Consider the following 25,474-nt stretch of genomic DNA (forward strand, 5'->3'; position numbering starts at 1 on the left):
TCAGGGTCGGTAATATTGCTTTTAATCGGCTTGCCTTTACTGCCTGTTTTTTCTTTGTGTGTGGCGAGAAAGTCTGTGATTTTCTCTGCGCTTTTATCCAGTTTTTCTTTTTGCTTTAAGTCTTGTTCAATGAACTCATCGCCCAGTCCATCTTGCGATTGGTGACGCTCAATAATACGTTTGCTTGCACGTTCTAATTTTGCTTTTTTACGCCCTAGCTCATCGAATGTGCCGCTCCATTCTTTGCTCGCATTTGATTTTAATTTACAGCCATCAATCGCAAACATGTTGCGGCCTATCAACCCTTCTTCATCGCATATCATCAGTACTTGCGTAAATAATGGCTCAATCTGTTCATGCATTTTCGCCACGAATCCCGCTATCGATGTGTAATGAGGTTGAATATCGCCCGACACACTCATGAACAAAATATTGTTCTCACAGGCCTTGGCTATTCGGCGGCTACTAATTAATCCATGCGCATAACCGAGTAAAATAATCTTTAACATCACCGTGGGCGGATACGCTGCCGCGCCTGTTTTGTCGTTGTTATACCACGCGTCAAAGCCCGACAAGTCGAGTTTATTTTCGACAATATAACAAAGCGCATATTCAAATGTACCCGGCAAAATTTGCTCAGAAAAATTGATAGGAATGAATTTATTTTGGCAGGATAAGTCAGGCTTGTAGTTGGCCATAACAGTTTACCGTGGGTGAATAATATCTATTAGATCACAGTAACCCAGTGGATTCAAGGTTAAAAAGCAATCAAGTCAAATGTGCAGAACCAGTTCCTAAAAAGAGTAATTCTACAACCTATCGTGGTAGAGCGACCCATTACTGGGCCGACCCCACACAGATCCGGACGTGCGGAACTACCGCATCCGGCTCTTCAGTTATATATTCGCTCGTGTAAAACACACGACCCTAGTACCAATCAACAAGGATATTTCGCTTGCTGACTTTGATACTCTCAATGTTAAAATACTCTATCATCTTCTTGAAATTACTCCAGTTATAACTTCGTCGACCACTGCGCCTGTTCAGCCATTTATATAAACTATGTAGCACATAGTCATATATTTTGGATATGCTACGGCTGTTGTCTGGTAAACCAAAGTAATTTCTAAATCCTATCAGTTTTCGCCTCAATTGAGGTAGCCAGTTTTTCAATTTTAATGAATACCTTGCTTTGATCCATTGATAATATTCACTCAGCGTCGTCTTTTGCTTCTTCGCAGCCGTTCGTCGCCTAAGTCGTGGCTTACCATTTGAATCTGTGCCCCAATAGAACTCAAACCCTAGAAATGCAAAGTGACGTTTTCGACCAACATGAAATCTGCTAAATCGCATTAATGATGTTTTGTCTTGCGCAACGTCTAAATTAAATTTCTTTAATCGCTTGGGTAACACTTTATAAAAGCGCTCTGCGTCATTTGCAAATTGAAACGCGCAAACAAAATCATCTGCATAACGTATCATCATTGCTCTTCCACGCATCCTCGGCTTTACTTTCTTTTCAAACCAGAGATCTAAAGCATAATGCAGATATATATTAGCCAACACTGGGCTGATAATTCCACCTTGGGGACTGCCACTCGATGGTTTTGTAAATACACCATCGGGGGATTTTATCCGCGCTTTTAACCACTGGTTGATTAAATTAAGCATTGCCTTATCATCAATGCGTAACGCTAACATTTTCATCAGCCATTCATGATCAAGGTTGTCGAAGAAGCCTTTAATGTCAGCTTCAACGATATAACCGTATCCTTTAAATTGAAGATTCATTGTTAGGCTATGTACTGCTTGATGTGCACTTTTATTCGGCCTATACCCATAGCTATTGCGCATAAAGTCTTGCTCCCAGATACTTTGCAGGATCTGACTAACACTTTGTTGCACAAGTTTGTCATCTACTGTTGGAAGACCTAACGGCCGCTCTTTACCATTGGATTTTGGGATGTAGATGCGTTTAATATCATTAACTCGATAACTTTTCTGTTTGAGTTGCTGACTTAAGCGTTCGATATTTTCAATTAGCGTCGTCTTGTATTTTGGCATCGTGATGCCATCGATACCGGGACTGGCTAATTTATTGAGTTGCCCCCAGCTTTCATACAGGCTTGCGGCATCTAGCAATCCATATAGATTCTGAAACCTGTGCTTAGGGTGAGTATGTGCTTTAAATGCGAGGGTATTAAGTGTTGTTGTCATAGTATTTCCAGCCCTACTTTGTCCGGTCTATGTGTCGACTTAGTACCCGATAAAACTGTCAGCTCCTTCGCCATGTACAGGGCTTTCCCCTGCGCAGACTACTATGGGCTGATCTGACTTCCAAAGGGTCATCGTTAGCTTTGCTTTTCGTTAAGCTTCCCTACCACCATCCTTATGGAACACCTTTGGATCTCTCAAGTTCTCAAACCATCTCTATATACATGCCACGGCTTTGAAACTCCGCTGACTCGCCACAGCCTTACTAACACGGCTATTTTGCATGGACTTCGGTGGCGTTGCAAACCTCGTCAGTCAGATCTAATATTTATCGGAGCGATATCAGCACTTCAGGATCACGATAATCCCTATGGCCTACATAATTCTCTGTGTACGCTTCGCCAATCTTGTTCGTGTGATGCTATCTTCATAACTGATAAGCAATTGCTAATCCCACACTCCGCCAAAGGCGCAACACTCAATACGGGTGGTTAGTTAGACCTTGCCCGACAGGGACTTGCACCCTGCAAGATGGATCAAGCTTAGCTTGACGCACCAACGCCTCATTCAGAGGCAAAAAATAGTTGGTTAAAATAAGCGACGCAGGAGCAAAAACCAACTGTTTTTTGTCCTGCTGAAATGACTTGTTATGTTTCGTTTAGCCCTGTAACTTCAATAACTTCAGCTTCCGCAACTATTTTAGAACCTTCCATAAAATACCCTTTCACTCCAACTTTGACTCGACTACCGTGAAGTTTATTTTTAGTTTCTAGTACAACAATGGTCATTTCAGCCACTCCCGAGTTAGATACTGACGTATACTTTTGAAAGTGTTCACCTTTTTCATCAAGAAACGTTGGCCATATTCGATATAACCTAAGTTCGTCTTCAATTTCATAAGCCCAGTCAGATCTATACCCCTGATGAGGAGTATATTTCCTTCCACCTTCTTCTTCAGAATAAAAGCGGTATTTAACCTTAAAATCTGAACCGTTATACATAGCTACCTTAAGAAACATAACGCCCATTTAAGGGGCTGATAATTGTTTGCTAAAATGTGTAGCGAAGCGAAACCGAGCAAACTGTTAGCAGTCCCGCTTGAAATTCTTGTTATATGGTTACTCAGAATCAAAAAATATAACTTTCGAATATCTTGTTGCTAAAAATTCCAACAAAATAAATAGACTAATAACCAACAGTGACCAAAAGAAAAAACCGTACCATGACGATGTTAACGAGCCTAAAGCTGACTGCGGAGCAAAAATTGCTTGCGCATAACCGTAAAATAAAATGCTAATCATAATTACACTGAGGCAAATACCAAGTTTAGTAACTTTTATTTTTGAGGGTGCCAATTGCATCTATTACTCCATAGCCATATAACGCCTCGTTAAGAGGCAAATAATATGTTGGCTAAAATAAGCGAGGCACGAGCAAATAGCCAACTGTTATTTGTCCTGCTTGAACGACTTGTTAGCCGAAAATTGGCAACATGCAAGTTTATACGCTGCAATACCAAACCAGCCCATTGTAGGAATTGCCCACAACCTTTGGATTAAACCATTAATTTCTTGAGGAATAAACCCTGCGTAAATAAGCCAAAACATAAAAACATGCAATACAGTAACAGCAACAGATAAACTTTCAAATACACTAGATTTAATTACATTTTTAAACTCAAGAGCAAAAGCCATAGGAGCAATAATCATGAATATTGATAAGTTATAAAGAAGATGAAGCGGAGTTTCTAGTGTCCAAATTCCCGCACTAATCATGCTTATACCAAACAAGGATGTTGCTAACATTGCGGTAGAAAATCGATTTAGCGAGAGTGATTGCATTGCAAATGCGAAACCACACATAGATAACCCAATGATAATGTCAGCTATACGGTGGGTATAAGCATAAATTGGATCTTCTAATGCAACATAACTAATACTTTTTGCAACGAAATCAAAATCAGGAATGACAACTCCAAGCCCTATATTCACTATTGAAGCGATCCAAATGATATGAGCTTGTTTCAGTAACCAGTAGTTTAGATTTTTCACCGTACTTCCTTTTTCGGCTAACAACTTTATCAAAGGACACTTTCCTCTTTTTATGAGCAATGTATGTCCTATTATTTATTCTTATAATTAATAACAAATACTGGAACACATTGCCAGCTTTAAACTTTAAGTTGGGCTGTTCTTTTAATGATGTGTAAAAAAGAGGAAAGTGTCCTCATTTCTTGACTTAGAAGGAAAATCACCAGCACTGTATATAAACACAGTTAATGGCATTTAAAATGAAAACTAAATCCCCTTTTCTTAATAATCTTATCGACTATATGTATAGCCATCACTATGCTAAAAAGTCTATTGAAACTTATGTATTTTGGACGAGTGCCTATATCCATTTCCATAATAAGCGTCATCCAGCCAGTATGGGGAATAATGAAGTAGAAATATTTTTAAATCACCTAACAGTCACTAAGAAAGTGGCAGCGAAAACACAAGCAACCGCTTTAAATGCACTTGCTTTTTTATATAAACATATTATTAGGAATGAGCTTTCATTAGATTTAAATTTCATTAAGAGTAGCCGTCAGCAGAAACTTCCTGTCGTACTAACACAAGCTGAGGTATCGCTATTTTTTAAACATATAAATAAACGACATTATTTGATAGCAAGTTTACTATACCCATGTTTTGCAACAAGGTGCCAATGGCGTAGTGAGCCCGTTTTCGAGATTATCATAGCTGAGGCTTAGATATTTTGTGCTATACGCGATATAAAATTGCTGCTACATGACTTAATACAGCATTGATACTTTAAATTTCCATAAAAAACCACGGCTGTTAACCGTGGCTCTTAGTATTACTGATTAAACCAACTTACTTCAACGCTTGTTCAACCACTGGGTAGTGATCCCATACGTGCTTATCGCTTAAAGAACGTACTAACTTAACGTATTCTGCATGTGTCCATGCAAGCGGAGTGGCGGAGTTGGTGCCCTCGCCGAGTGTATAACCTGCTTTATTGTTGCCTACGCCATCCCATACTTGCTCTGGCAGCATCATGCCTTCGTTGGCAAACTGCTCTAACCCTTTCACATACGTGTTTTTAATGGCGTGTTGCTTGTCTGCGTTTAACGATTGCGTGGCATTTGCGGCGGCAATTTCGTAATGGCCTCGCTCACCGGTAAAAAACGGCCATACACGCCCACGTTGGCCGGGGGTATTTTGCCCGCCTTCGGCGTAGTTTGCGCCAGTTACTTCGTCCTCACCGTAGCCGTCGTTACCATAACGGCGAAAACCTGGAAATGAGCCGCTGCCATCGCTAAACTGATAGCTGTACTTAACTTGTAAGTTATCGGCTAACGTTTCATCGTCATACTCTGGCAAGGTTTTTACAATGCTTGGAGCAAGTGCATCGCGCACGCCATAACGTACTAACTCTAAAAAGCCACCGTCTAAAATTTGCTTTTTATTAAAGCCTTCACGACCATTATTAGCATTAATTTTAGTGTTTGAATTGGCGTCTTTGTCTTGGCCAATTCGAATAAAATACTCACCGTCTGAATGGCTCGATTCTAAATTACCTGCGGTGGTAAACATCATGCTTTCTATGCCGCTATTATATTTTTTAGCGGTTTCAAGATAGCGTTTAGCATTTTGATCATCACCTGCAAGTGTTGCAATATCAGCAGCAGTAATAAGGCCTGCTACAACGGCGGCTGTGGTTGATGGTGAATAGCCCGCTTGCTCTTCCCAGCGCTCTTGCTGAGTAGCTGGCGGTGTTATTTGCATGTCGTTCCACAAAATTTTGGCGCGCCCACCGTCTACCAAAAAGTCAGCAGCAGGTTTTAACATGCGCCCGTACCAACCAGTTAGCTCTGCATCTGTTAACACATCTGCTTGGTGCAATTTCCACGCGAGCATAATTGGCATAGCGGTTTGATCTAGCTGTACGCCCACCCATTCAAGCTCGCCGTCGACGTGTGTTTTTTGTAGAAACCAGCCTGTATCGCCCTTGTTGCCCGGTGTTTTATTATTTACTTGTACTTTTTCAAGGTATTCGAATGCAGTTTTAGCTGTAGCAGTGTCGCCAAGTGCCATAAACGCCATAGCAACTTGATAAAAATCCCTCACCCATACAGCTTTATAACCGGTTGAACCTGTTTTGGCCGAGACTGTTTCGCCCCATGGATTTGATAACGAAGCAATAAGCGCACCAGCGTGCGTTTTATCTTCTTGCGCTTTTAACACCATGGCACTGGTGTAAAGTAGCTTGCCGTTATCAGTAGTTTGCTCGCTCATGGTATTGAGCGGTGCTAAGCTTTGTAGATAATCTTGCCAGCCTAATGCGTCGCCTTTTCCGTTGTAGTTATCAAGTACGTGTTGATAGCCACGCGCTAAACTTGCTTGGCCTTGCTTAAAGCTCGCTTGCTCGTTGTTGCCAAAACTCAGGGTTAGATCAAATTGGCTGTTGTTGCCAATCTCACCCAGCTCGGCAAGTAAACTCACATTACCTGATTGCTCACCGGTATTTTGATAAACGCTTGGAAGCTGTTGAGTCGTTTTTAGCGCATTTAAACCATCACTTTTGCCTGTAAAACCTACGCTGGTCTGTTTAAATGGTTTAGCGCCTTGTAATGACAAGTAACTATCGCCCTGCCATGCAACTAGCCCTTGCTCTGTGGTTTTTGCAAAATCATCCAGGCCATTGTTATCTATGTATGGATTTACCGTTACATAGGCTTTTACGCCTTTAAGCTGAGTATTAAAAATACTGCGCACAAATAAAGTTTGCCCGTCTGGATCGGTAAATATGTGTTTTTCAAGGCTGAAGCGGCCTTGTTTATCTGTGCTTGTTACTTTGTAAGCCAATGATAACGGGCGGCCGTGCTCATCTTTATATAAGTAGTCAATTGTTACGTCAAGATCATCCGTTTCAGTTACGGTAAAATCTTTACCGACAATAACAAACTGCATGTCTTTAATTTGTGCTTGGTGAATTAGCCCAAACATGGTTTCGGTGATCACTCCTTTTGCTATCGAAAACCATACTTTTGAGACTTTACCCGTCGCTGCGCTGTCGCTATAAGCGCCATTTTGATATTGCTCAAACGAAGTACCAATACCTGTTTTACCTGCGAATGCCCAAAACGGGTCAATACCTGGGGCACCGGGTGCGCTTAGTTGCTCAGTTACTTTGGGGGTGTCTGTTAAGGCTTGCTCTGAGCTACACGCCGTTAAGCCAAGCATGAGTAAACTTGTGGTGATCATGTTGTATTTTTTCATTTTTAAACCCTTAAATCTTATCTGTTAGCTATAAGCGTTACTGCGCGTGTTTAACACGCATAACAGCAACCGCTGCCAGTACAAACGACACCGCGCCCAATACTAGTGCGTAAATAGGTTGGTTTTCAAAAAAGTGACGTAAAATTAGGCCCAATATGCTGGCTGCCAGTAATTGGGGGATCACAATAAAAAAGTTAAATATGCCCATATACACGCCCATTTTATGACTCGGTACTGACGTGCTTAACATGGCATACGGCAGCGATAGAATAGACGCCCAAGCGAAACCAATGCCGATCATTGGCCAAATAAGTAAGGTAGGATCTTTAATTACAATAAAGCTGACTAAGCCCAAAGCGCCTAAAATTAAGTTAATTGCGTGAGCGAGTTTTAAACCAATGCGCTTTACGATGACCGGTATACATAATGCAGCCAGTGCGGCAAACCCATTGTACGCGGCAAATAAAATGCCTACCCAGTCAGCGCCATTGTTATAAGCCGCAGAGCTGGTATCACTGCTACCATAATGAAAGCTAGTGACCGCTGAGGTGGTGTAAATCCACATTGCAAACAGCGCAAACCAGCTAAAAAATTGCACCCACGCCAATTGTTTCATCGCCTCTGGCATCGTGAATACATCGTTGACTACTTGATAAAAACCACCCGCAGTATGCTGTTTGGCTTTTAACGTACCGGCAATAAATTGAATAATCCCAAAGCACACTAAACCAGCGGCGAGTAAATACAGCTCTTTTTCAAGCCCCAGCCCCATTACAAGGGCAAGTACACTCATGCCCAGTGCGGTAAAAATTGCGCCGCCTTTGCTAAAGTTAACGGTGTTAGTAATGTCGACTTGCTCAGCATCGCGGTCTTGTTCGTTAAACTTTGCAAGTTGTTGTGGTGAATATTCTTTGGTAGTTAAAATAGTCCAGCCCACGGCGACCAATAAAACCACGCCACCAAAATAAAACGAATACTTTACAGAGTCAGGAATTTGCCCCGCAGGCGCGGTGTTAGCAATATCAAACCAATTGGTCATCATCCACGGTAATGCCGATGCCACAACAGCGCCAACGCCAATAAAAAAGCTTTGCATGGCATAACCTGTTGCACGTTGTTTTTTTGGTAGGTTATCGCCTACTAAAGCGCGAAAAGGTTCCATTGTGACATTGATTGACGCATCCATGATCCACAGCATGCCTGCTGCAATCCAAAGCGTTGGCGAGTTTGGCATAATGAAGAGCGATAAGGTCGTTAAAATTGCACCATATAAAAAGAACGGACGGCGGCGGCCTAATTTTCCCCAGGTTTTATCACTCCAATAGCCAATAATTGGCTGTACAATTAAACCCGTTAGCGGCGCTGCCACCCATAAAATAGGAATGTCATCAACGTTTGCACCCAATGTTTGAAATATGCGGCTTACGTTACCGTTTTGCAGCGCAAAGCCAAACTGAATACCTAAAAAGCCAAAGCACATATTCCATATTTGCCAAAAGCTTAAATCGGGTTTGTTATCTTTCATTGTGTGCTCCAGTGGTGAGAACTGCACTGCTAAGCGCATCTAACGTTAAACTTATCTGTGCGTGTTCTTCGTTGATAGTCATGGCAGCTGTTTGGTTTGCTTCTAGTAAATCCAATAACTTAAACTCGCCACGCTTGTCATCAACTAAGGTGGTCATTGGAATTTCAATGGTGACTATTGTTTGTGCACTCGAAAAATTACTCACGACCCAAAGTTGTTGATTACCAATACTGCGGCTAAACGCGGCAACGTGCTCGCTGCCAGTCACGATAAGGGGTTGCATGTCGCCAGCAACAACTGCTGGGTGTTTACTCAACGCCATAATCGCTTTGTAGTAGTTCCGTAACTGACTTTGTTCAGGCGTGAGTGCTCCGCCGTCAAATTTGCCGTTGTTCATCCATGCTTGGTGCGCGGGTACGCCAATGTAATCAAAAATGCTGGTGCGAGTGGGTTTACCAAAGCCTGCGTATTCTGAGCCGTCTTCGCCTACATCTTGAGCAAAGTACAACAGTGTTGGCGCGCGGCTAATAAGGTGAGATACCACCAGCGCGGGCTTACCTTTTGCTGCATTATCTGCAAAGTCAGGGCTGGCTATGCGTTGTTCGTCGTGGTTTTCTAAAAAGTGCAGCATGTGCTGTTCAATGTCTGCAACGGCTTGCTGTGGTGCAAAAATGCTATTTGCCGCTTGTTTACCTTGCATAACGCCTTTAAGCGTGTCGTAAAAGCCTACTTTATCGTAGAGGTAATCCATTTTCCCTTGTTGGATATACGGGCGGTATAGTGCTGGGTTGTATACTTCGGCCAATAAAAAGGCTTCTGGATTATGCATTTTAATAGAGGAGTTTAAAAAGCTCCAAAACTCAACGGGCACCATTTCGGCCATATCATAACGAAAACCATCTACGCCTTTATCAAGCCAATACAGCGCGATATCACGAAATTTATACCAGCTGTTTGGCAGCTCTTTATCTTGCCAAAACTCAAAGTGCGCCCTTAAGTCTTTGTTTGCATAGTCAGCTGGTAAGCTAGGAAAGTCATAGCTGCCATCGGGTTTTACACCGTAATTTACTTTTACGGTTTCGTACCAATCGTTTATATCTGGCTTGGCAGCTCGTGCACCGTTACCCGTCCACTTTGCGGGTGTTTCATCAAATAGATTATCGGCTAATGGATGCGCGTTACCACCAAGTACTTGGTAGCCTTCGCTGGTTGGCACTTGAAAAGACTGCCCAGTGACATAATAAAAGTTATTGTCGCGCGCATATTCTACGCTGGTGTCATCTTGCTCACCAAAATCTTTAACGCCCATAGGTTTTGCGGTTGACTTATAGTGGCGCGCAACATGGTTTGGCACAATATCAATCACTACTTTCATGCCATGTTGGTGAGTGCGTGTAATGAGCGCTGAAAATTCTTCAAGACGACGTTCTGGATTGATGGCTAAATCTGGGTTAACGTCGTAATAGTCTTTAATCGCATAAGGTGAACCTGCACGGCCTTTTACAACATCAGGATCATCTTGACTAATGCCGTATTGGCTGTAATCACCCACCAGCGCATGATGAAGCACGCCCGTATACCAAATATGGGTAGTACCCAGTTCTTTTATGCCACTTAAAGCCGCATCATTAAAATCACTGAATGTACCTACACCGTTTTGCTCTTTTGTACCCCATGGCACATTGGCTGTTTGCGTATTACCAAATAAACGCGTGAATACTTGATACACAACGGGTTTAGAGTGTTCTGTGACGTGTTCGTGTACTTTTTGCGCTTTAGCCTTCGGTGCGGGTTCTTCAGAGCAGCCACTAAAAAGTAAGCCACTGGCTAATATTAATGGGCCATATTTGAGCGTGCTAATGGTGATTTTTTGTGTTGTCATAATTTTATTACTTACTCAGACATTTACATGTCATTTTTGTTATATTTTTAATACTAATGTGAACCGCCACTGACTAACAGCGGCTGCATACGTATTCACACTATTCAATCACTAACACCACTGCACTCATTGCGGGTAAGGTGACTGCTTTATTTAAATTTACTGTTTGTTGAGTAAATAACTCAGTTGCATGTATTTGACTATCAAGCACTTCTTCCATGTAATGAAGTGGCCAACTTTTCATCTCAGCATGTTTGTTTAAAAACACCAGCACGGTTTGTTTCTCGCTTGTGCGTGCGTAACTATACACCCCATCCTTTGGGCTAAAATGAGTGAGTTTACCTTGGCTCAGTGCAGCGCTTTGTTTTCTAAAATTAAGTAAGGTGCTAATCGTTTGCAGCATATCACGTTGATCAATTGTTAAGCCTTGCCCTGTAAAGGCGTTACTTTTTTGGCCTTTAAAACCACCGGGAAAATCAATGCGAATATCGCCGTGATCGTTACTGCCTGTGTTATCAAGCAGTACTTCGGTGCCGTAATACATTTGTGCAATGCCGCGAGTAGTAAGCAGCAGAGTCATCGCCATTTTAGTTTTAGCAAGATCTTGCTTAAGCTGGGTATAAACTCGGCTCATATCGTGGTTATCAGCAAACACTAATAAATTATCTGGATTTGGGTATAAAAAGTCATTCGCAATCGATTGATACACTTTAACCCAGCCGGTGTTCCAGCTTTCATCTTCATTAAGTGCTTGAATAAGTGATTCTTGCAATGAAAAGTCCATCACACTGGGTAAGCTTGACGTATAACCATCATTATTTACTTTGCCTGCTTGCCAGTATGATGCAATCGCGGGGTTTGACGTCCATTCTTCACCCACAATATTAAACTGTGGATACTCGGTCATGATTGCTTTGGTCCAGTTAGCTAAAAAGGCTTTGTCAGAGTATGAGTAGGTATCTACTCGAATACCGCTTAAATCAGCGTACTCAATCCACCAAATGGCATTTTGAATAAGGTAGTTTGCCAATAATGGCTGGCGTTGGTTTAGATCAGGCATGGTGGCAACAAACCAGCCATCACTAAACTGGCGTTTATCAAAGTCGCTGACGTGGGGATCTTGAATGGTTTGTCTTGCATGGCTGGTTGCATGTTTTCCATTTGCAAAATCGCCATTAAAATTGATCCAATCAGCGGTGGGTTTGTCTTTCATCCATACGTGTTCAGAGCCAAAGTGATTAAGCACTAAATCCATTACCAAGCCGATGCCGTGTTGCTTGGCTTTCGCTGCCAGTTCCCTATAAAGTGCATTGGAACCCATACGCGGGTCTATTTTGTAAAAATCAGTAATAGCATAGCCATGATACGAATAACTTGGCATGTTGTTCTCAAGCGGCGGCGTTAGCCAAAGTTGAGTTACACCCAGTTTTTGTAAGTATGGCAACGCATCAATTACCCCTTGTATATCACCACCATGACGCCCGCCTCGCTCAATTGGGTTTGCAGCCTCTAACATGCCTTTTACGCTGTCGTTAGTGCTGTCGCCATTGGCAAAACGATCGGGATTAATTAAATAAAGTGTGTCGCTACTATCAAAACCACGTCGTTTACTGCTATTGGCTTTGCGCGCATTTAATGAATATTCAAAACGCCCGCCCGCAGTACTATTAAACACTAACGTACCCGGCTTTGCACTTGGGCTTATTTCAAGGTTTAAAAAGGCGTAATTTGGGTTATCTGTTTTTATTATGTTGTGTAAATTTACGCCAGAGTATGGCATTAATTGCCATTGATGCTTAGCAACGTTTTGTTTATGAAGCATAATTTGCAATGAATTAGTTTGCATACCAACCCACCAGCTTTGTGGTGATGCCGTCATTGCATTAACGTTTATGCACGTAGTTAAAAGTGCACTTACTAAAAAAATCTGAATGAGTGATTTCATATTAATTACTTTTTATCCTCGCTAAAAACTCATTATGTGTTGGTAATTGCTTTACCGTGGTGCTGATCAGCGTTTTTAGATTTGTAAATAACTCTGCTAATTGTTCATCATTGAGCGCATCGGCTAATGGGTTATAGTCTTGCGCTTTAAGCCCTTGGCCTATCATTACTTGCTGCCACGCAACCTCTGCAAATAGCTCATCGTCTTGGCGTATAATTTTGCCTGTGTCTTTAAATAAATCAATTTTGGTTTGCAGTGATTTGGGAATGCTCATTTGCTTACACTGACGCCAAAATGCACTGTCGGTACGATCAGTAAGTTTATAATGCAAAATAATAAAATCGCGGATACGTTCGATTTCGGTTTGGCTTTGCTGGTTAAACGTATCAACCAATGATTGCTCAATGTTGTTATGCGCAAAGAGTTTAATTAAACGAATAACAGCGGTTTGGATCAAATGAATACTGGTCGACTCTAATGGCTCTAAAAAGCCACTTGATAAGCCAATGGCTACCACATTTTTATGCCACTGTTTGCGCCTGCGCCCTGTTTTAAAGCGAATAACGCGAGGCTCTGTGATTGGTTCACCAGCAATGTTACCAAGCAGTTGTTGCTTGGCTTGTTCATCAGTTAAGTGACGACTTGAATACACTAAGCCATTGCCAACACGGTGCTGTAGTGGTATTTGCCATTGCCAACCCGCATCACGGGCGATAGAGCGAGTGTAAGGCACGGGATCGGCTGTGCTTTTAGTCTGCACCGCTATAGCACTATCGCAAGGTAGCCAATGTGACCAGTCTTCAAAGCCTGTGTTGAGGGTCTTTTCAATTAGTAATGCACTTAAGCCAGTGCAATCTATAAATAAGTCACCGTTTATTATTTGTCCGCTCGAAAGCTCAAGTGCTGTTACAAAGCCGCTCTCGGTACATTGCTTAACATGAGCAATTTTGCCTTCAATACGTTTAACGCCCCGTGATATGGCCAGCTCTTTTAAAAACTCACCGTACAGTGTGGCATCAAAATGATAGGCGTAATTTAAGCCGGTAAGTTGAGTATTAGGAATGTGTTGTAAGTGGGTAAACTTATGCTGCTTTGCAGCTTGGTAGTTAAGCGAAAAATCCCAAAAGTCAGTCGCGTTGCCTTGTTGCTTGGCTTTTAGCCAAAAGTTGTAAAACTCACAAAACGGAAAGTCTTTGCCAATATCACCAAAGGCGTGCATGTATTTATGATTTTGTTCGCGCCAGTTTTCAAATTCAATACCAAGCTTAATCGTTGCTTGGGTTGCTTTAATAAACTCACTTTCTCGAATCCCCAGTGCGCCATTAAGATGCTGAATGGGCGGAATGCTGGCCTCGCCTACACCAACAGTGCCTATTTGATCCGACTCAATCAGTGTGATCTCTATCACTTTACCAAGCACTTTATTCAATAACGACGCTGTGATCCACCCTGCGCTACCACCACCGGCAATAATGACCTGTTTTATTTTTTGCTGTTGCATTCTCTTTTCCACCGTTATGATCTTTTTTCAGTGTAGCTCAGCGATATAAAAAAGCCCTTGTAAAACAAATTACAAGGGCTTTTAAACGCTAAAGAATGTTATAGCTTGTAACTAAAGCCAAGTAAGAACGTACGACCGTAATCTTGGTAATCACGTACTTGTAAATCACTACTACCTTGTAATGACACAAAGGGTTCTTCAGTAATATTTTGCACTTGGAAAGTCACGCTTAGCCCGTCTAAGCTTTCTATGCCTGCTTCAGTAAAGTCATAACCAATTTGCGCATCAAAAATGGTTTCGCCTTTAATATCAACCTGTGTAGTTGCAAAGCCTAGGCCGTAAACATCGCCTTTAAAATCACTGCGTTTACGCATGCTAGTACGCGCTTGGAAGCCATTACGCTCATAATAAGCCGTTAGGCTGTCAATTTGATCTGATAAGCCTGGTAATTCATATTCATTACCCTTTTGATCAGTAATATCTTGCTCTACTGCGGTATGGCTGGCAATTAAACCAAAGCCGTCAAGCGAAGGGTGAAATATATTAAATGGCAATGCAAGAGATAGTTCATAACCCCATAAATTACCTTCACCACCGTTTATTTTTCCTGATCCAGAGCCTGTTGAATTAGCAGGTATTTCACCTGTTGCTGGATCAGCAACTCCGGTCATATCAACTTCGTAATTACCATCGAATATCCATTGCGTAATATCTTTGTAGAAGAAAGCTGCGGCAAAGTAACCTTCTGCATTAAAGTAATTTTCGTAACTTAAATCAAACCCTGTTGCTTCTTTTGGTTCTAGTAAAGGGTTACCGCCTGAAATATTCCAGTTGTTTCCATCATTATTTTGTTGTTCACTATAAGACGCACTAATAGAGGCATTCATTTCATCTAAGCGAGCACGTGAAATAGTTTTTGCAGCACCAAAACGAATGGTTTGGTCTTCGTCAATCCTAAACGCTAAATTAATACTTGGTAAAAAATGGCTATAGTCATGACTTACATCCGTTGGCGAAACAACAACTAAGCCATCAATCGTGTTTGCAGCAGACCCTTGTGATGATTGATCAGTTTGCACATAACGCGCACCAATATTACCTGTTACAGGAATTGAGCCTAACTCTGCATTGATATCCAGTTGTGCAAATACCGCAATAACTTCTTCTTGTACTGCCCACGATTGTGTTTTGTGTTTTTGGTCCGTTAAGCTCTCTTGTAATAAATCATAGTAGCCATCGTTCACTAGACCGTTAGTGTCATAGGCGACCATATTGCCCATACCGATAAAATCAAGGCTTGCTGTACCTTGGCGGTATTGTTCAGGAATAGACAACATACCCGGGTTTGACAGCGAGAAGCCTTTTAATGTCATGAAGTAACCTTCTGACACTTTGCTCTTTTCGCGGTCACGATATGAAATACCAAAGCTTACGTTGCTAAAATATTCACTTTCAAGTGCTTTGCTGGCAGCAAGTTTTAACGTACTTAATTCGTCGTTAATTTCTGGTGCATTAATAAAGCCATCTTGTGCTGTATTTTGGTATGGCGTGTCTTTTAATCCATATTTGTCATTAAGTGCGGCACTTCCACCCCATGATAATGGGCCACCTAATTGAATTAAATCATAATCGCTGTAATCTAGTTCATGTGAAAATTGCGCGCCTGTGTTACCGCCATCAAATACGTATCCAATGTTATCAGCTATGCCATTTGCATCACCTCGACCAGTACCAGAATAGCTTTCGATACTCCAAATTTGGCGTTCTACTTCTGAGCGACTGGCATCAAATTCTACAGACCATGAATCATCGATATCATATTTTGTATTAAAACCAAATTGAGTTAGTTCTGCATTACGTTCTTCATAGTCATTACGTACAACAACACGTTGGCCTTGGGTTACAGCACTGGTGATAAAGTCGGAATTTGTATCAACAACTTCTGAACCAGAGCGTATTTTACCTTGCCCCCAACCAAAGGGTACTTCAATACCGCGAAGTATTTTTTCATCTGAAAAATCAACATAAAGCGCATCAAATGTCATATTCAAGCGATCAGTGGGCGCAGCTTCAATTACCAACATAGCTGAATCGCGCTCAAGAGTGGACGAACGTACAAACGGCTTTGCGCCACCTAAAATAGGGTTATATGGGCCAACAGTTGTGTCGTCTTTAAGTTTATTTTCAGAAATACTGTAATCAGGGTAACCCCAAGAGTTCCAACGTTTTTCTTGATTAGGTGAACTCATTTTATTGTATGCAAATGCAACACCGATAGTGTCATCTGCAAATTGGTCTATGTACGAAACCGTACCGCGGAAACCTTGGTCATCGCCGTCAGGGTTTAGCTTTTCAAAACCCGTTTGCTCTAATTGACCATTGAACATGATCACACGCTCGCCTTTACTTAAAGGCTTTACGGTTTGCATATCGATAACACCGGCAATACCTTCAGCGTCTAAACTTGCGCTTGGTGTTTTATAGACGGTTACACCGCTCATTATTTCTGATGGGTAAAGGTCAAACTCAACGCCACGGTTGTCACCAATAGACACTTGCTCACGGCCATTAAACGTTGTTGCACTTTCATTTTCGCTAAAACCACGCACACTCACACGGCTTGCACGTCCGTCTAGGCGCTGTGCAGTCAGGCCCGGCAGGCGTGCAATTGACTCTGCGATTGATGAATCAGGTAATTTACCAATATCTTCTGCAGAAATAGATTCAACCACTTCTGATGAAAAACGCTTTGTATTGATTGATTCAACAACGCTGCCACGAAAACCTTTCACTTCGATGACTTCAACGTCATTCTTTGCTGTTTGCTGCTCATCTTGTGCGTGTGAAGCGAAACTGCTAATACCTGCGGTCGCAAGTGCAATTGTTAATATACTTGGTTTGAACATAGACATGATGTTTTCCCGTTACCCATATTATTTATTACCAGCGTAATAACAGGCTTGTGATAGAAGCACCGTTATTCGCTGGCTGATTTTGTTGTCAGGATGAATATTAACGCCCGCTTTATTTTATTAACAACTTTATGCATACGTATTCACAGTAGAATAAAACCATCACTTTTAACAAAAATTTCACAAGAATACTGGCAACACCTTGTTTTTATAGAGGTAAAAAATAAATATGTTGGTGCAATAAGCACTAAAACAAATTTCATAATACTAAATAAGTAAATTCAAAACTAACTGACTTATAACACTCTAAAATACAAGTAACTATCAATTTCAATTATTAGTTGTGGCATTGTATATCACCCCTGGCAATTGGTAAGACCAATAATCATTTGCACCAACACAATACAAAGTCAATGAAAGCAGCACCATATTGGACTTTATAACATGTTAACTTTTTTAACATATTAATTGGTAATAATTAAAACGATGCTTGTTCTACGTTATTTAATGCTGATATTACTCGCATCTGTGCACTGTAGAATAATCTATTTAGCATGCATACGTATGCAGGCTTTTTACAGTATCTAAGCCTTCACGTATGCTTTTCAAAAATAACGTGGCGTAGTTAACCCTACCCATAAAATAAGATTGACGAAAACAACACGCCTTAAAAAATTTTAGCTATTAAGCGACCAACGTTTTTAAGGTATTGATGTCACGATGGAGAAAAGCATGGCTCAACAGCAATGGTATAAAGGTGCGGTTATTTATCAGGTATATCCTCGCAGCTTTCAAGATACCAATGGCGATGGAATTGGTGATTTAAAAGGGATCATTGCTCGCATTGACTATATTAAAAGTCTTGGCGTTGATGCTATTTGGATCTCTCCTTTTTTCAAATCGCCAATGAAAGATTTTGGCTATGATATTAGTGACTATCGTGATGTTGACCCCCTGTTTGGCGATCTTAATGACTTTGATGAGCTGATAGCACACGCTCACCAGCGTGATATAAAAATCATAATTGACCAAGTTTTAAGTCATACATCAGATCAACACCAGTGGTTTTTAGATAGTCGCGAAAACAAAACTAACGATAAGTCGGATTGGTATGTATGGTCTGACTCTAAACCCGACGGTACGCAACCAAACAACTGGTTATCTATTTTTGGTGGCCCTGCTTGGCAGTGGGAGCCACGTCGGGGTCAATATTATTTACATAATTTTTTTACAGAACAACCCGACTTAAACTTTCATAACCCCGATGTACGTCAAGCAGTACTCGACAACGTGGAGTTTTGGCTTAAAAAAGGGGTGGATGGGTTTCGACTAGATGCAATTAACTTTTGCTATCATGATGCACAGCTGCGCGATAATCCTGCAAAGCCACCTGAAAAACGTCAAGGTCGTGGTTTTAGTGAAGATAACCCGTATGCATTTCAATACCATCATTACAACAATACCCAACCTGAAAATATCAGCTTTATGCAAGATATTCGTACCCTATTAGACAAATACCCTGGGACTGTGTCTTTGGGCGAAATTTCATCTGAAGATTCACTGGCGACAATGGCTGAATACACCGCGGGTGGCGACAAACTACATATGGGTTACAGTTTTGAACTACTCACTAATGATTACAGCAGTGAGTACATTCGTACTACCGTCAAAACACTTGAAGAGCGCATGACACAAGGCTGGCCGTGCTGGGCATTTAGCAACCACGACGTAGAGCGTGTAGCAAGTCGTTGGGGTGCCAATGGCGAGGTAAATCCACAGCAATGTAAGATGCTTAGTGCTTTACTGGCGTCACTACGTGGTAGCGTGTGCATGTATCAAGGTGAAGAACTTGGTTTAGGCGAAGCAAGCGTTGCCTTTGAAGATTTACAAGACCCTTACGGCATCACTTTTTGGCCAAACTTTAAAGGGCGTGATGGCTGTCGTACACCAATGCCGTGGCACAACAATAACTGCAAGCAAGCCGGCTTTTCAACCACTAAGCCTTGGTTACCCGTTGATGAGCAGCATAAAAACCAAAATGTAAGTGAGCAAGAGAGCGATCAACATTCGATTTTAAATGCATTTCGTCACTTTATGGCATGGCGTAAAACACAGGCCGTATTACTTGAGGGTGATATTGAATTTATCGATACCCCTGAGCCACTGCTCGCCTTTTACCGTCGCTTTGCAGGTCAAACTATGCTTTGTATATTTAACCTCGCACAAAGCACCACAAGCTATGAGATTGACCATATTAATATCACACCTCATAGTGAGCTTAATCATCATAACGGTACTGTAAATAAAAACACGTTAACCCTGCCCGGCTTTGGCTGTTTTTATGCAAGCATAGGTTAATTCTCCTACTTTTAAGTACACTAAAAAGCCCTGATGATCAGGGCTTTTTTATACTATAATCCGAGTTCAGATTAGTTAATCTCGTGTTTTTACATATGAGGCACTAGCTTAATTGCACCTTCAACGACTTTCATATCTAAAGGTAATTTGCTTAATAACGCGACTTTTGGATCATTCATGTTTAACTTATACACTGGATTTACAGCTAAAAAACTATTAATGACATTCATGGCCTCATCATTTAAAACGGCTAGATTACCTTTAAAACCACCTGCATCAATGGTTGAATCAAGCAATTTTATGTCACGTAAAAAAACTGCTTTTTTCTCGCTATCGTAAAATGGCGCACCTTCAATTTGCAACTTTAAACGTACCGGATACTTAAGTGCAAACGCATTAATAACAGCACTTGAATCAGCCCCAAGTATCACTACGTCGCGATTATTGGGGCCAACATTAACGCTTAAATCGTTCACATCAAATTGCACTGGTAAGCCCATTAAACGCACTTTTTCACTGAGTTTAGGAAGCTGTTGATTCAGTGCTGACTCAATTTCGCTGCTAGTAAATGAATAAAACGAGACACCTTGGGTCGTGTTACATGCACTGAGAAATAAACAGGCAATTAATACAATATACTTCATGATTTTTCCTTTTCGAGGATAAAAAAATAAAAGCCGCACAACGGCGGCTTTTTTATTCTTTAACGCATTTAGCCACTAAACGCTAAAAACCGTTTTTAAGCGTGCTAGTGTGTCACTGTCAACTGAACCTTGACTGAGCGCTAATAGCTGCTTTAAATAATAGTGCAAATCAGCTTGTTCGCCACGATGCTTATCATCAAGCATGGCAACTTGTTCAGCCATACGAGATGAGCCATCAGGGCTTGCCACATTGGCAAGAATTTCCATTCTCACTAATAATTGCGCAGCTGTTAAATGCGTATCTGCGTTACCTTGCCATTGAGCAGGGATAACTTGCTGATTTTCAAGTGCCGTAAATAGCGCACTAAAATCAGCTTTAGCAGCTTGTTCAGTCAGGATCGCTAATTTGCCATCTATGTTAGCCAATAATTTTTTAATGCGGTTGCCTAACTCTTTACTACTTTGTAGTGCGGTTACTTTAGTGCGCAAATCTAGCAACTGTGCTTTTTGATTCACTGCTGGTAAAGCTTCTTCTAGTTCAATAATTTGCGCCGCAACAACTGCGTTATCCGCTGCTTGTTGCTCTTTATGCTGCGCAAACTCATCACTGCGTTTAGCAAAGGTTAAATCATTAAATTGACGAAATTTTTGCCATAAAGCATTTTCAGCTTTTACGCCTGCAAAACCAATTCCCTGCCATTGCTGTTGCAGTTCTTTTAATTGTTGACAAGCCGTCGCTAAATCATCGCTGACTGATAACTGCTGCGCTTGCTCAACTAACTCATTTTTTGCAGCCGCATTGCCTTTATGAAATGCATTTAGTGCATTAAATACTTGCTGCTGTTGCGCTTTATATTGTGTTTGTAATGCACGGTATACTTTTGGCTCAACATTACCGGCATTGCGCCAGACTTTATTAATGCGGTTATATTGGCTTTCAAACTCTTTCCAATCAAATTCAGTGGCGCTGGTGTCTGCCTGCGCAAGTGCTTGCATTTGATTAATGATTGCTTCACGTTCAAGCTTAGTTGCTTCACGCTGTTGTTCTTGCAGTGCAAAGTATTCGCGACATGGTGCAAATAATTGCTCAATCATGTCATCAAACTCTTTACCTTGTTGTTGCTCTTGCTCAGTGTCTAAACGCCCTAGCTCATTCCATCGACGGCGAAAAACCTTAACCTCATTTGCACGGGCTTTTGGGTCTGTGCATGGCTGCTCTAACAAACTCGTTAATTCAGCTAACAGTTCTTCACGTTTTGGCGCTGACGCATACTTTTGCCAATCTTTAGCATCTGCTAACTGCTGCTCAAGTTCCGCTTTAAGCTTTTCAAGCTGCGCCTGAAAACCCGGTGTTAAGCTGTCATAAAGCTCCGTAAAACCTTTAAACACACCAAATGCCACATTAAAACGGCCTTGCTCAATTAGACGTTTAACATCGCGCGCTTTTCGGCTCGCCTGCTGCTGGTTTTTTGTTAATTCATTACTTAATTGCGCAATACCTTGCTGCCATTGTAACTTTTGCTCTTTAAGTTGCGCTTTAAAAGGCGCTTGTAATGATACAGGTAATTGCTTAAGTGGCGCATTGGCCGCTTTAAATGCTTGCTCAAACTGCGCAGTCGCGGCATCAAAATTTGTTTTATCAACTTCAGTGCTCAAATCACTCAGGGCTGTTAATGCCACTCTATAATCACTGATCGCTTGGCTTAGTGCTGGTAATTGGCTAACTTGTTTAAATAATTGCTGTAACTTAGCAACCACTTTTGTTTTATGCTCGCTATTTGAAAGATTGCTTTGTGCTATCACCGCTTGTGCTTGCTCAACTTTTGCATCAAGCCAGTCTTGTTGAATTTGTTCTGGTGTTTCAAGACCAAGCTGCAGTGCATTTTCAATTTCTTCACTAAGTGCTTCAAGATTTGCCAATGCTAAAACTTCGCGCTGTTTTTGCGCTAAAATCGCTTGCTGTTGATCATGCTGATCTTTTAATAAAACTAAATGCACATTCAATTTAGCCGTCAATGACTGATATTTTTCTTCTAGTATTGCAATTTGCTCTGGGTTTAACCATGTTAGCTCTATCGCTTGCCATTGTGCTATAAGTGACTCTTTTTGTTCACACACAACACCATAGTCTTGCTTTTCACGCAATGCATTAAGTTTAGCGAGCACTACACGCGTGTCATTTTGCACTTGACCAGGCATAACAGATGCTAAACGTTCATTATCAAGATGTGTCTGTAGTAGCGTGTGTGCCTCACCGTGAGCATGCTTTACTAAGCTTTTTGTCAATTGATGATTTATAACTAATTCCGTTAACTGCAATTGCAATTCGTTGCCGCCTTCTTTAAAGGCTTTTTCTATTAGCTTAGGATTTGATAAGCGCTTTAGTAATTTAACTCTTACTTGTAATTCTTTCTCGGCAAAGGCGAGTTTTTCAAGTGTTTTTACTGGTGCGAAACGTTCAATGTATTCATTTTTAATCTGCGTGTCGAGCGTACTTTCGGCGTTTAATACTGCACTTGAAATATGCTGTTCTGCTAACTCTTTTAAGCTTTGGTCTTGCTTGTACGCTTTCCACCACAACACTAAATCATTGACTTTATTTAAGGCTTTTTTGCGGATTTCTGCGGAACTATCATCTAGTGCCAATGTATTTAAAATTGTTGCATCACGTTCTACATCTAGCTTTTCAATTGCATCTAGACGTACTTGCTGCTTTGGATGCTTCCATTTCGGGGTAAAAAGGTGTTTAAAGATCATTTTCACTAAACCTTGCTATTTCGTTGTCTGCGGTGAATTCTTTTTGCAATTGTGCTTTTGTTTTTTGCACCATTTCACCATTTGAGCCAATGGTAAATTGCTCATTAGATTGGGCTACTTTTGCTTGATAAAGCATGACTAACTGGACTGTTTGCGCTTTTTGCTCATCACTTAGTACTGTACCATCAGGCCACTTGCCTGTTGCGGCACCATATTGTAATCGTTCAAATAATTCTGGGGTAATTGTTTTTACGAGATTGTCGATGTTCATGTCATTTTTTCTTTTTAAGAGTCACTAAGATAACGCGATTTATTAAATACCAAATACAACCGATAGCAATGGCTGCCGTGCATGCGTACCACTGTGGGGTTTCGGGTTCTGGATGTAAAAAGTATAAACTAAAGAATCCACCTAAAAATATGAACAGTGCAAAAAAAGAATAATTCATAAACATTTGTTGTTTTTGAATTCGTTTTTCGCGTGCCAGCTGCTGGCGTTGTTCGCCATCAAGCTCAGCTACATTATTCTCACAGTGAGGGCACTGCTGGTGTTTATCGGATATTGACTTATTACAACTAGGACAACGAACAATCGCCATATCTCTCTCCATACTTCGCATAAAAATCTACGCATAAAAAAGGCGCCTTGCGGCGCCCTTTATTGTACGTGTTTTATTTGTCGTTGTCTTTTTTCAATTGCAGTCATTGCCTAGACATTTATTTCAACAAACAAATCACGCTAAATTATCAGTGTCTATGATTTATCGTCTTGCTGCTGTTTAGCTAAACGTTTTTCCCAAAAAGTCGCATTTTTGATACCGAGTTTAACTGGATCAAAATTGATAGCTCCACCCGCTTTCTTCTGGTCTTCAAAATCACGTAAACATAATAAAGCCGGCTTCGCCACGAAAAATATTGCCAAAATACCCAAGATATTAATCCACGCCATTAAGCCAACACCAATATCACCAATGGTCCATATATAGCCCGCGTTATTAACCATGCCATACGACACCATAAACATAATCACTAGCTTCACTAATACCAGTGGGATTGCACCTTTAAAGTAGCGATTTAAATACGCAACATTAGTTTCTGCAATAAAGTAATACGCTAATATTGTTGTGAATGCGAAGAAAAACAATGCGATACCAACAAACGCTTGACCAAAACTACCAAATACACTAAATAACGCCATTTGGGTAAACGCTGCTGAACCTATCTCTGTCGCAGCATCAACATTTTGTACGATAAACTGCCCTGCAGGTAGTTCACCCACTACATTGTATTGCTGTGTTATTAAAATCATTAAGGCTGTTGCTGTACAAACAAAAAGTGTATCTACATAAACAGAAAACGCTTGTACTAACCCTTGCTGAGCTGGGTGGTCAACTTCTGCGGCAGCAGCGGCGTGTGGCCCCGTACCTTGCCCAGCTTCGTTAGAATAAATGCCGCGTTTTACACCCCAGCCAATAGCAGCACCAAAGCCAGCCTGTGCTGTAAAGGCATCACTAATAATTAAAGCAAATATTCCAGGTACTTTATCAATGTTTAAAAACACTACAATCAACGCTAAAACAATGTATCCCAATGCCATCAAAGGCACGACAATTTGGGTAAAGTTTGCAATACGTTTAATGCCACCGAAGATGATAAAAGCAAGCACAATAAGAATAATCGCTAATGCAACCAGCTTAAAACTACCAACGTCACCAAAACTAGTGCTGACCATTGTACCTTCGCCAAATACTTGGGTAAACGCGTTACCAACGGCATTTGCCTGTACGCCAGGTAGAAAAACACCACAGGCAATAATTGCCGATATGGCAAATAAAATAGCCAGCCACTTTTGGCCTAAACAACGGTCAAAATAATAAGCTGGGCCACCACGATATTGGCCATCTTCTTCTGTTTTATAAATTTGCCCTAATGTTGATTCTGCAAATGCAGTGCTGGCACCTAAAAAGGCCACAACCCACATCCAAAAGATAGCGCCAGGTCCACCAAAACCAATCGCGGCAGCAACACCGGCGATATTACCAACACCAACTCGCCCAGATAATGACACGGCTAATGCTTGAAACGATGAAATACCGGTATCAGATGTGTTAGGGCTAAACAGCAATTTACACATTTCTTTAAAATGCCTAACTTGAGCAAACCGGGTTAATATTGAATAGAATAGGCCAGCGCCTAAACATAGGTAGATGAGTGCATTACTCCAAACAACGCCGTTAACAGCGCTTACAAAAGCTTCCATGGATATCCTCTATTATTTTTTATTATTGTTTAACGATATTCTGTTATTTATTGCTCAGAATCCGCTACCTTTTATAGAAAGAGATGAGGAAGAGTCCTCTGAGTGTCCCTTTGATATAATAAATATTAGCCTAAATACTCTACGATTGTTATCTATTAATTTTTGATATTTTTGAACATTAAGGCATC

At 41.1% G+C, this 25,474-nt stretch carries 17 protein-coding genes; 2 read left to right on the forward strand and 15 right to left on the reverse strand.

Going from position 1 to position 25,474, the window contains the following annotated elements; genetic code table 11:
- The 4 genes from HJP15_RS20535 to HJP15_RS20550 all read right to left on the reverse strand — a co-directional run.
- Nucleotides 1-698 (reverse strand): transposase (locus HJP15_RS20535; protein ID WP_170174532.1); only part of this gene is annotated, 698 nt, incomplete at its 3' end.
- Between the two features lie 229 nt (nucleotides 699-927).
- Nucleotides 928-2,217: a group II intron reverse transcriptase/maturase gene (ltrA, locus tag HJP15_RS20540; protein WP_170174533.1), complete on the reverse strand. Its 1,290-nt coding sequence runs from the start codon at nucleotides 2,215-2,217 to the stop codon at nucleotides 928-930.
- Between the two features lie 644 nt (nucleotides 2,218-2,861).
- Nucleotides 2,862-3,215, reverse strand: a complete 354-nt coding sequence (locus tag HJP15_RS20545) for a hypothetical protein (protein ID WP_212760720.1) — start codon at nucleotides 3,213-3,215, stop codon at nucleotides 2,862-2,864.
- Nucleotides 3,216-3,662: 447 nt separating this feature from the next.
- Complete coding sequence (locus tag HJP15_RS20550; protein WP_170174535.1) at nucleotides 3,663-4,265, reverse strand: DUF998 domain-containing protein; 603 nt, start codon at nucleotides 4,263-4,265, stop codon at nucleotides 3,663-3,665.
- Nucleotides 4,266-4,504: 239 nt separating this feature from the next.
- Between HJP15_RS20550 and HJP15_RS20555 the strand changes: the two genes are divergently transcribed.
- Nucleotides 4,505-4,969, forward strand: a complete 465-nt coding sequence (locus HJP15_RS20555) for a phage integrase N-terminal SAM-like domain-containing protein (RefSeq protein WP_249365905.1) — start codon at nucleotides 4,505-4,507, stop codon at nucleotides 4,967-4,969.
- Nucleotides 4,970-5,093: 124 nt separating this feature from the next.
- Here HJP15_RS20555 and HJP15_RS20560 read toward each other — a convergent pair whose 3' ends face one another.
- From HJP15_RS20560 to HJP15_RS20585, 6 genes are all read right to left on the reverse strand, one after another.
- Complete coding sequence (locus HJP15_RS20560; RefSeq protein WP_170174536.1) at nucleotides 5,094-7,502, reverse strand: glycoside hydrolase family 15 protein; 2,409 nt, start codon at nucleotides 7,500-7,502, stop codon at nucleotides 5,094-5,096.
- 37 nt (nucleotides 7,503-7,539) lie between these two features.
- The gene (locus HJP15_RS20565) at nucleotides 7,540-9,027 is read right to left on the reverse strand and encodes an MFS transporter (RefSeq protein ID WP_170174537.1); all 1,488 of its coding nucleotides are present in this window, start codon (nucleotides 9,025-9,027) and stop codon (nucleotides 7,540-7,542) included.
- Nucleotides 9,017-10,909, reverse strand: a complete 1,893-nt coding sequence (locus tag HJP15_RS20570; protein WP_170174538.1) for an alpha-amylase family protein — start codon at nucleotides 10,907-10,909, stop codon at nucleotides 9,017-9,019. Before HJP15_RS20570 ends, HJP15_RS20565 begins: the two co-directional genes overlap by 11 nt.
- 100 nt (nucleotides 10,910-11,009) lie before the next feature.
- Complete coding sequence (locus tag HJP15_RS20575) at nucleotides 11,010-12,854, reverse strand: glycoside hydrolase family 13 protein (RefSeq protein WP_054206775.1); 1,845 nt, start codon at nucleotides 12,852-12,854, stop codon at nucleotides 11,010-11,012.
- A 1-nt stretch (nucleotide 12,855) separates the two neighbouring features.
- Nucleotides 12,856-14,355, reverse strand: a complete 1,500-nt coding sequence (locus HJP15_RS20580; RefSeq protein WP_170174539.1) for a tryptophan halogenase family protein — start codon at nucleotides 14,353-14,355, stop codon at nucleotides 12,856-12,858.
- A 98-nt stretch (nucleotides 14,356-14,453) separates the two neighbouring features.
- Complete coding sequence (locus HJP15_RS20585) at nucleotides 14,454-17,267, reverse strand: TonB-dependent receptor (protein ID WP_054456003.1); 2,814 nt, start codon at nucleotides 17,265-17,267, stop codon at nucleotides 14,454-14,456.
- Between the two features lie 732 nt (nucleotides 17,268-17,999).
- Here HJP15_RS20585 and HJP15_RS20590 point away from each other — a divergent pair.
- Nucleotides 18,000-19,625, forward strand: coding sequence for an alpha-glucosidase (locus HJP15_RS20590; protein WP_170174540.1), 1,626 nt, complete (start codon nucleotides 18,000-18,002; stop codon nucleotides 19,623-19,625).
- Nucleotides 19,626-19,714: 89 nt separating this feature from the next.
- Here HJP15_RS20590 and HJP15_RS20595 read toward each other — a convergent pair whose 3' ends face one another.
- From HJP15_RS20595 to HJP15_RS20615, 5 genes are all read right to left on the reverse strand, one after another.
- Nucleotides 19,715-20,269, reverse strand: coding sequence for a YceB family lipoprotein (locus HJP15_RS20595; protein ID WP_054206779.1), 555 nt, complete (start codon nucleotides 20,267-20,269; stop codon nucleotides 19,715-19,717).
- Nucleotides 20,270-20,344: 75 nt separating this feature from the next.
- On the reverse strand, nucleotides 20,345-23,026 hold the full coding sequence (locus tag HJP15_RS20600) for a DUF349 domain-containing protein (protein ID WP_170174541.1): 2,682 nt from the start codon (nucleotides 23,024-23,026) through the stop codon (nucleotides 20,345-20,347).
- Entirely contained in the window at nucleotides 23,016-23,297 is a 282-nt protein-coding gene (locus HJP15_RS20605; RefSeq protein ID WP_054206781.1) for a YeaC family protein, read from the reverse strand. The genes HJP15_RS20600 and HJP15_RS20605 overlap by 11 nt, the downstream gene beginning before the upstream one ends.
- Before the next feature lies 1 nt (nucleotide 23,298).
- On the reverse strand, nucleotides 23,299-23,625 hold the full coding sequence (locus HJP15_RS20610) for a hypothetical protein (protein ID WP_054206782.1): 327 nt from the start codon (nucleotides 23,623-23,625) through the stop codon (nucleotides 23,299-23,301).
- A 155-nt stretch (nucleotides 23,626-23,780) separates the two neighbouring features.
- On the reverse strand, nucleotides 23,781-25,286 hold the full coding sequence (locus tag HJP15_RS20615) for an alanine/glycine:cation symporter family protein (protein ID WP_170174542.1): 1,506 nt from the start codon (nucleotides 25,284-25,286) through the stop codon (nucleotides 23,781-23,783).
- Nucleotides 25,287-25,474 lie beyond the last annotated feature (188 nt).

Source organism: Pseudoalteromonas sp. NEC-BIFX-2020_002, assembly GCF_013002825.1.
GTDB lineage: Bacteria > Pseudomonadota > Gammaproteobacteria > Enterobacterales > Alteromonadaceae > Pseudoalteromonas > Pseudoalteromonas neustonica.

Bases quoted from the DNA above. Each gene is read 5' to 3' on its own strand.
- HJP15_RS20610 (WP_054206782.1), bottom strand. From the start codon at position 23,625: ATGGCGATTGTTCGTTGTCCTAGTTGTAATAAGTCAATATCCGATAAA.
- HJP15_RS20570 (WP_170174538.1), bottom strand. From the start codon at position 10,909: ATGACAACACAAAAAATCACCATTAGCACGCTCAAATATGGCCCATTA.
- HJP15_RS20590 (WP_170174540.1), top strand. From the start codon at position 18,000: ATGGCTCAACAGCAATGGTATAAAGGTGCGGTTATTTATCAGGTATAT.
- HJP15_RS20595 (WP_054206779.1), bottom strand. From the start codon at position 20,269: ATGAAGTATATTGTATTAATTGCCTGTTTATTTCTCAGTGCATGTAAC.
- HJP15_RS20545 (WP_212760720.1), bottom strand. From the start codon at position 3,215: ATGTATAACGGTTCAGATTTTAAGGTTAAATACCGCTTTTATTCTGAA.
- HJP15_RS20580 (WP_170174539.1), bottom strand. From the start codon at position 14,355: ATGCAACAGCAAAAAATAAAACAGGTCATTATTGCCGGTGGTGGTAGC.
- HJP15_RS20600 (WP_170174541.1), bottom strand. From the start codon at position 23,026: ATGATCTTTAAACACCTTTTTACCCCGAAATGGAAGCATCCAAAGCAG.
- HJP15_RS20605 (WP_054206781.1), bottom strand. From the start codon at position 23,297: ATGAACATCGACAATCTCGTAAAAACAATTACCCCAGAATTATTTGAA.
- HJP15_RS20585 (WP_054456003.1), bottom strand. From the start codon at position 17,267: ATGTCTATGTTCAAACCAAGTATATTAACAATTGCACTTGCGACCGCA.
- HJP15_RS20560 (WP_170174536.1), bottom strand. From the start codon at position 7,502: ATGAAAAAATACAACATGATCACCACAAGTTTACTCATGCTTGGCTTA.
- HJP15_RS20555 (WP_249365905.1), top strand. From the start codon at position 4,505: ATGAAAACTAAATCCCCTTTTCTTAATAATCTTATCGACTATATGTAT.
- HJP15_RS20615 (WP_170174542.1), bottom strand. From the start codon at position 25,286: ATGGAAGCTTTTGTAAGCGCTGTTAACGGCGTTGTTTGGAGTAATGCA.
- HJP15_RS20575 (WP_054206775.1), bottom strand. From the start codon at position 12,854: ATGAAATCACTCATTCAGATTTTTTTAGTAAGTGCACTTTTAACTACG.
- ltrA (WP_170174533.1), bottom strand. From the start codon at position 2,217: ATGACAACAACACTTAATACCCTCGCATTTAAAGCACATACTCACCCT.
- HJP15_RS20565 (WP_170174537.1), bottom strand. From the start codon at position 9,027: ATGAAAGATAACAAACCCGATTTAAGCTTTTGGCAAATATGGAATATG.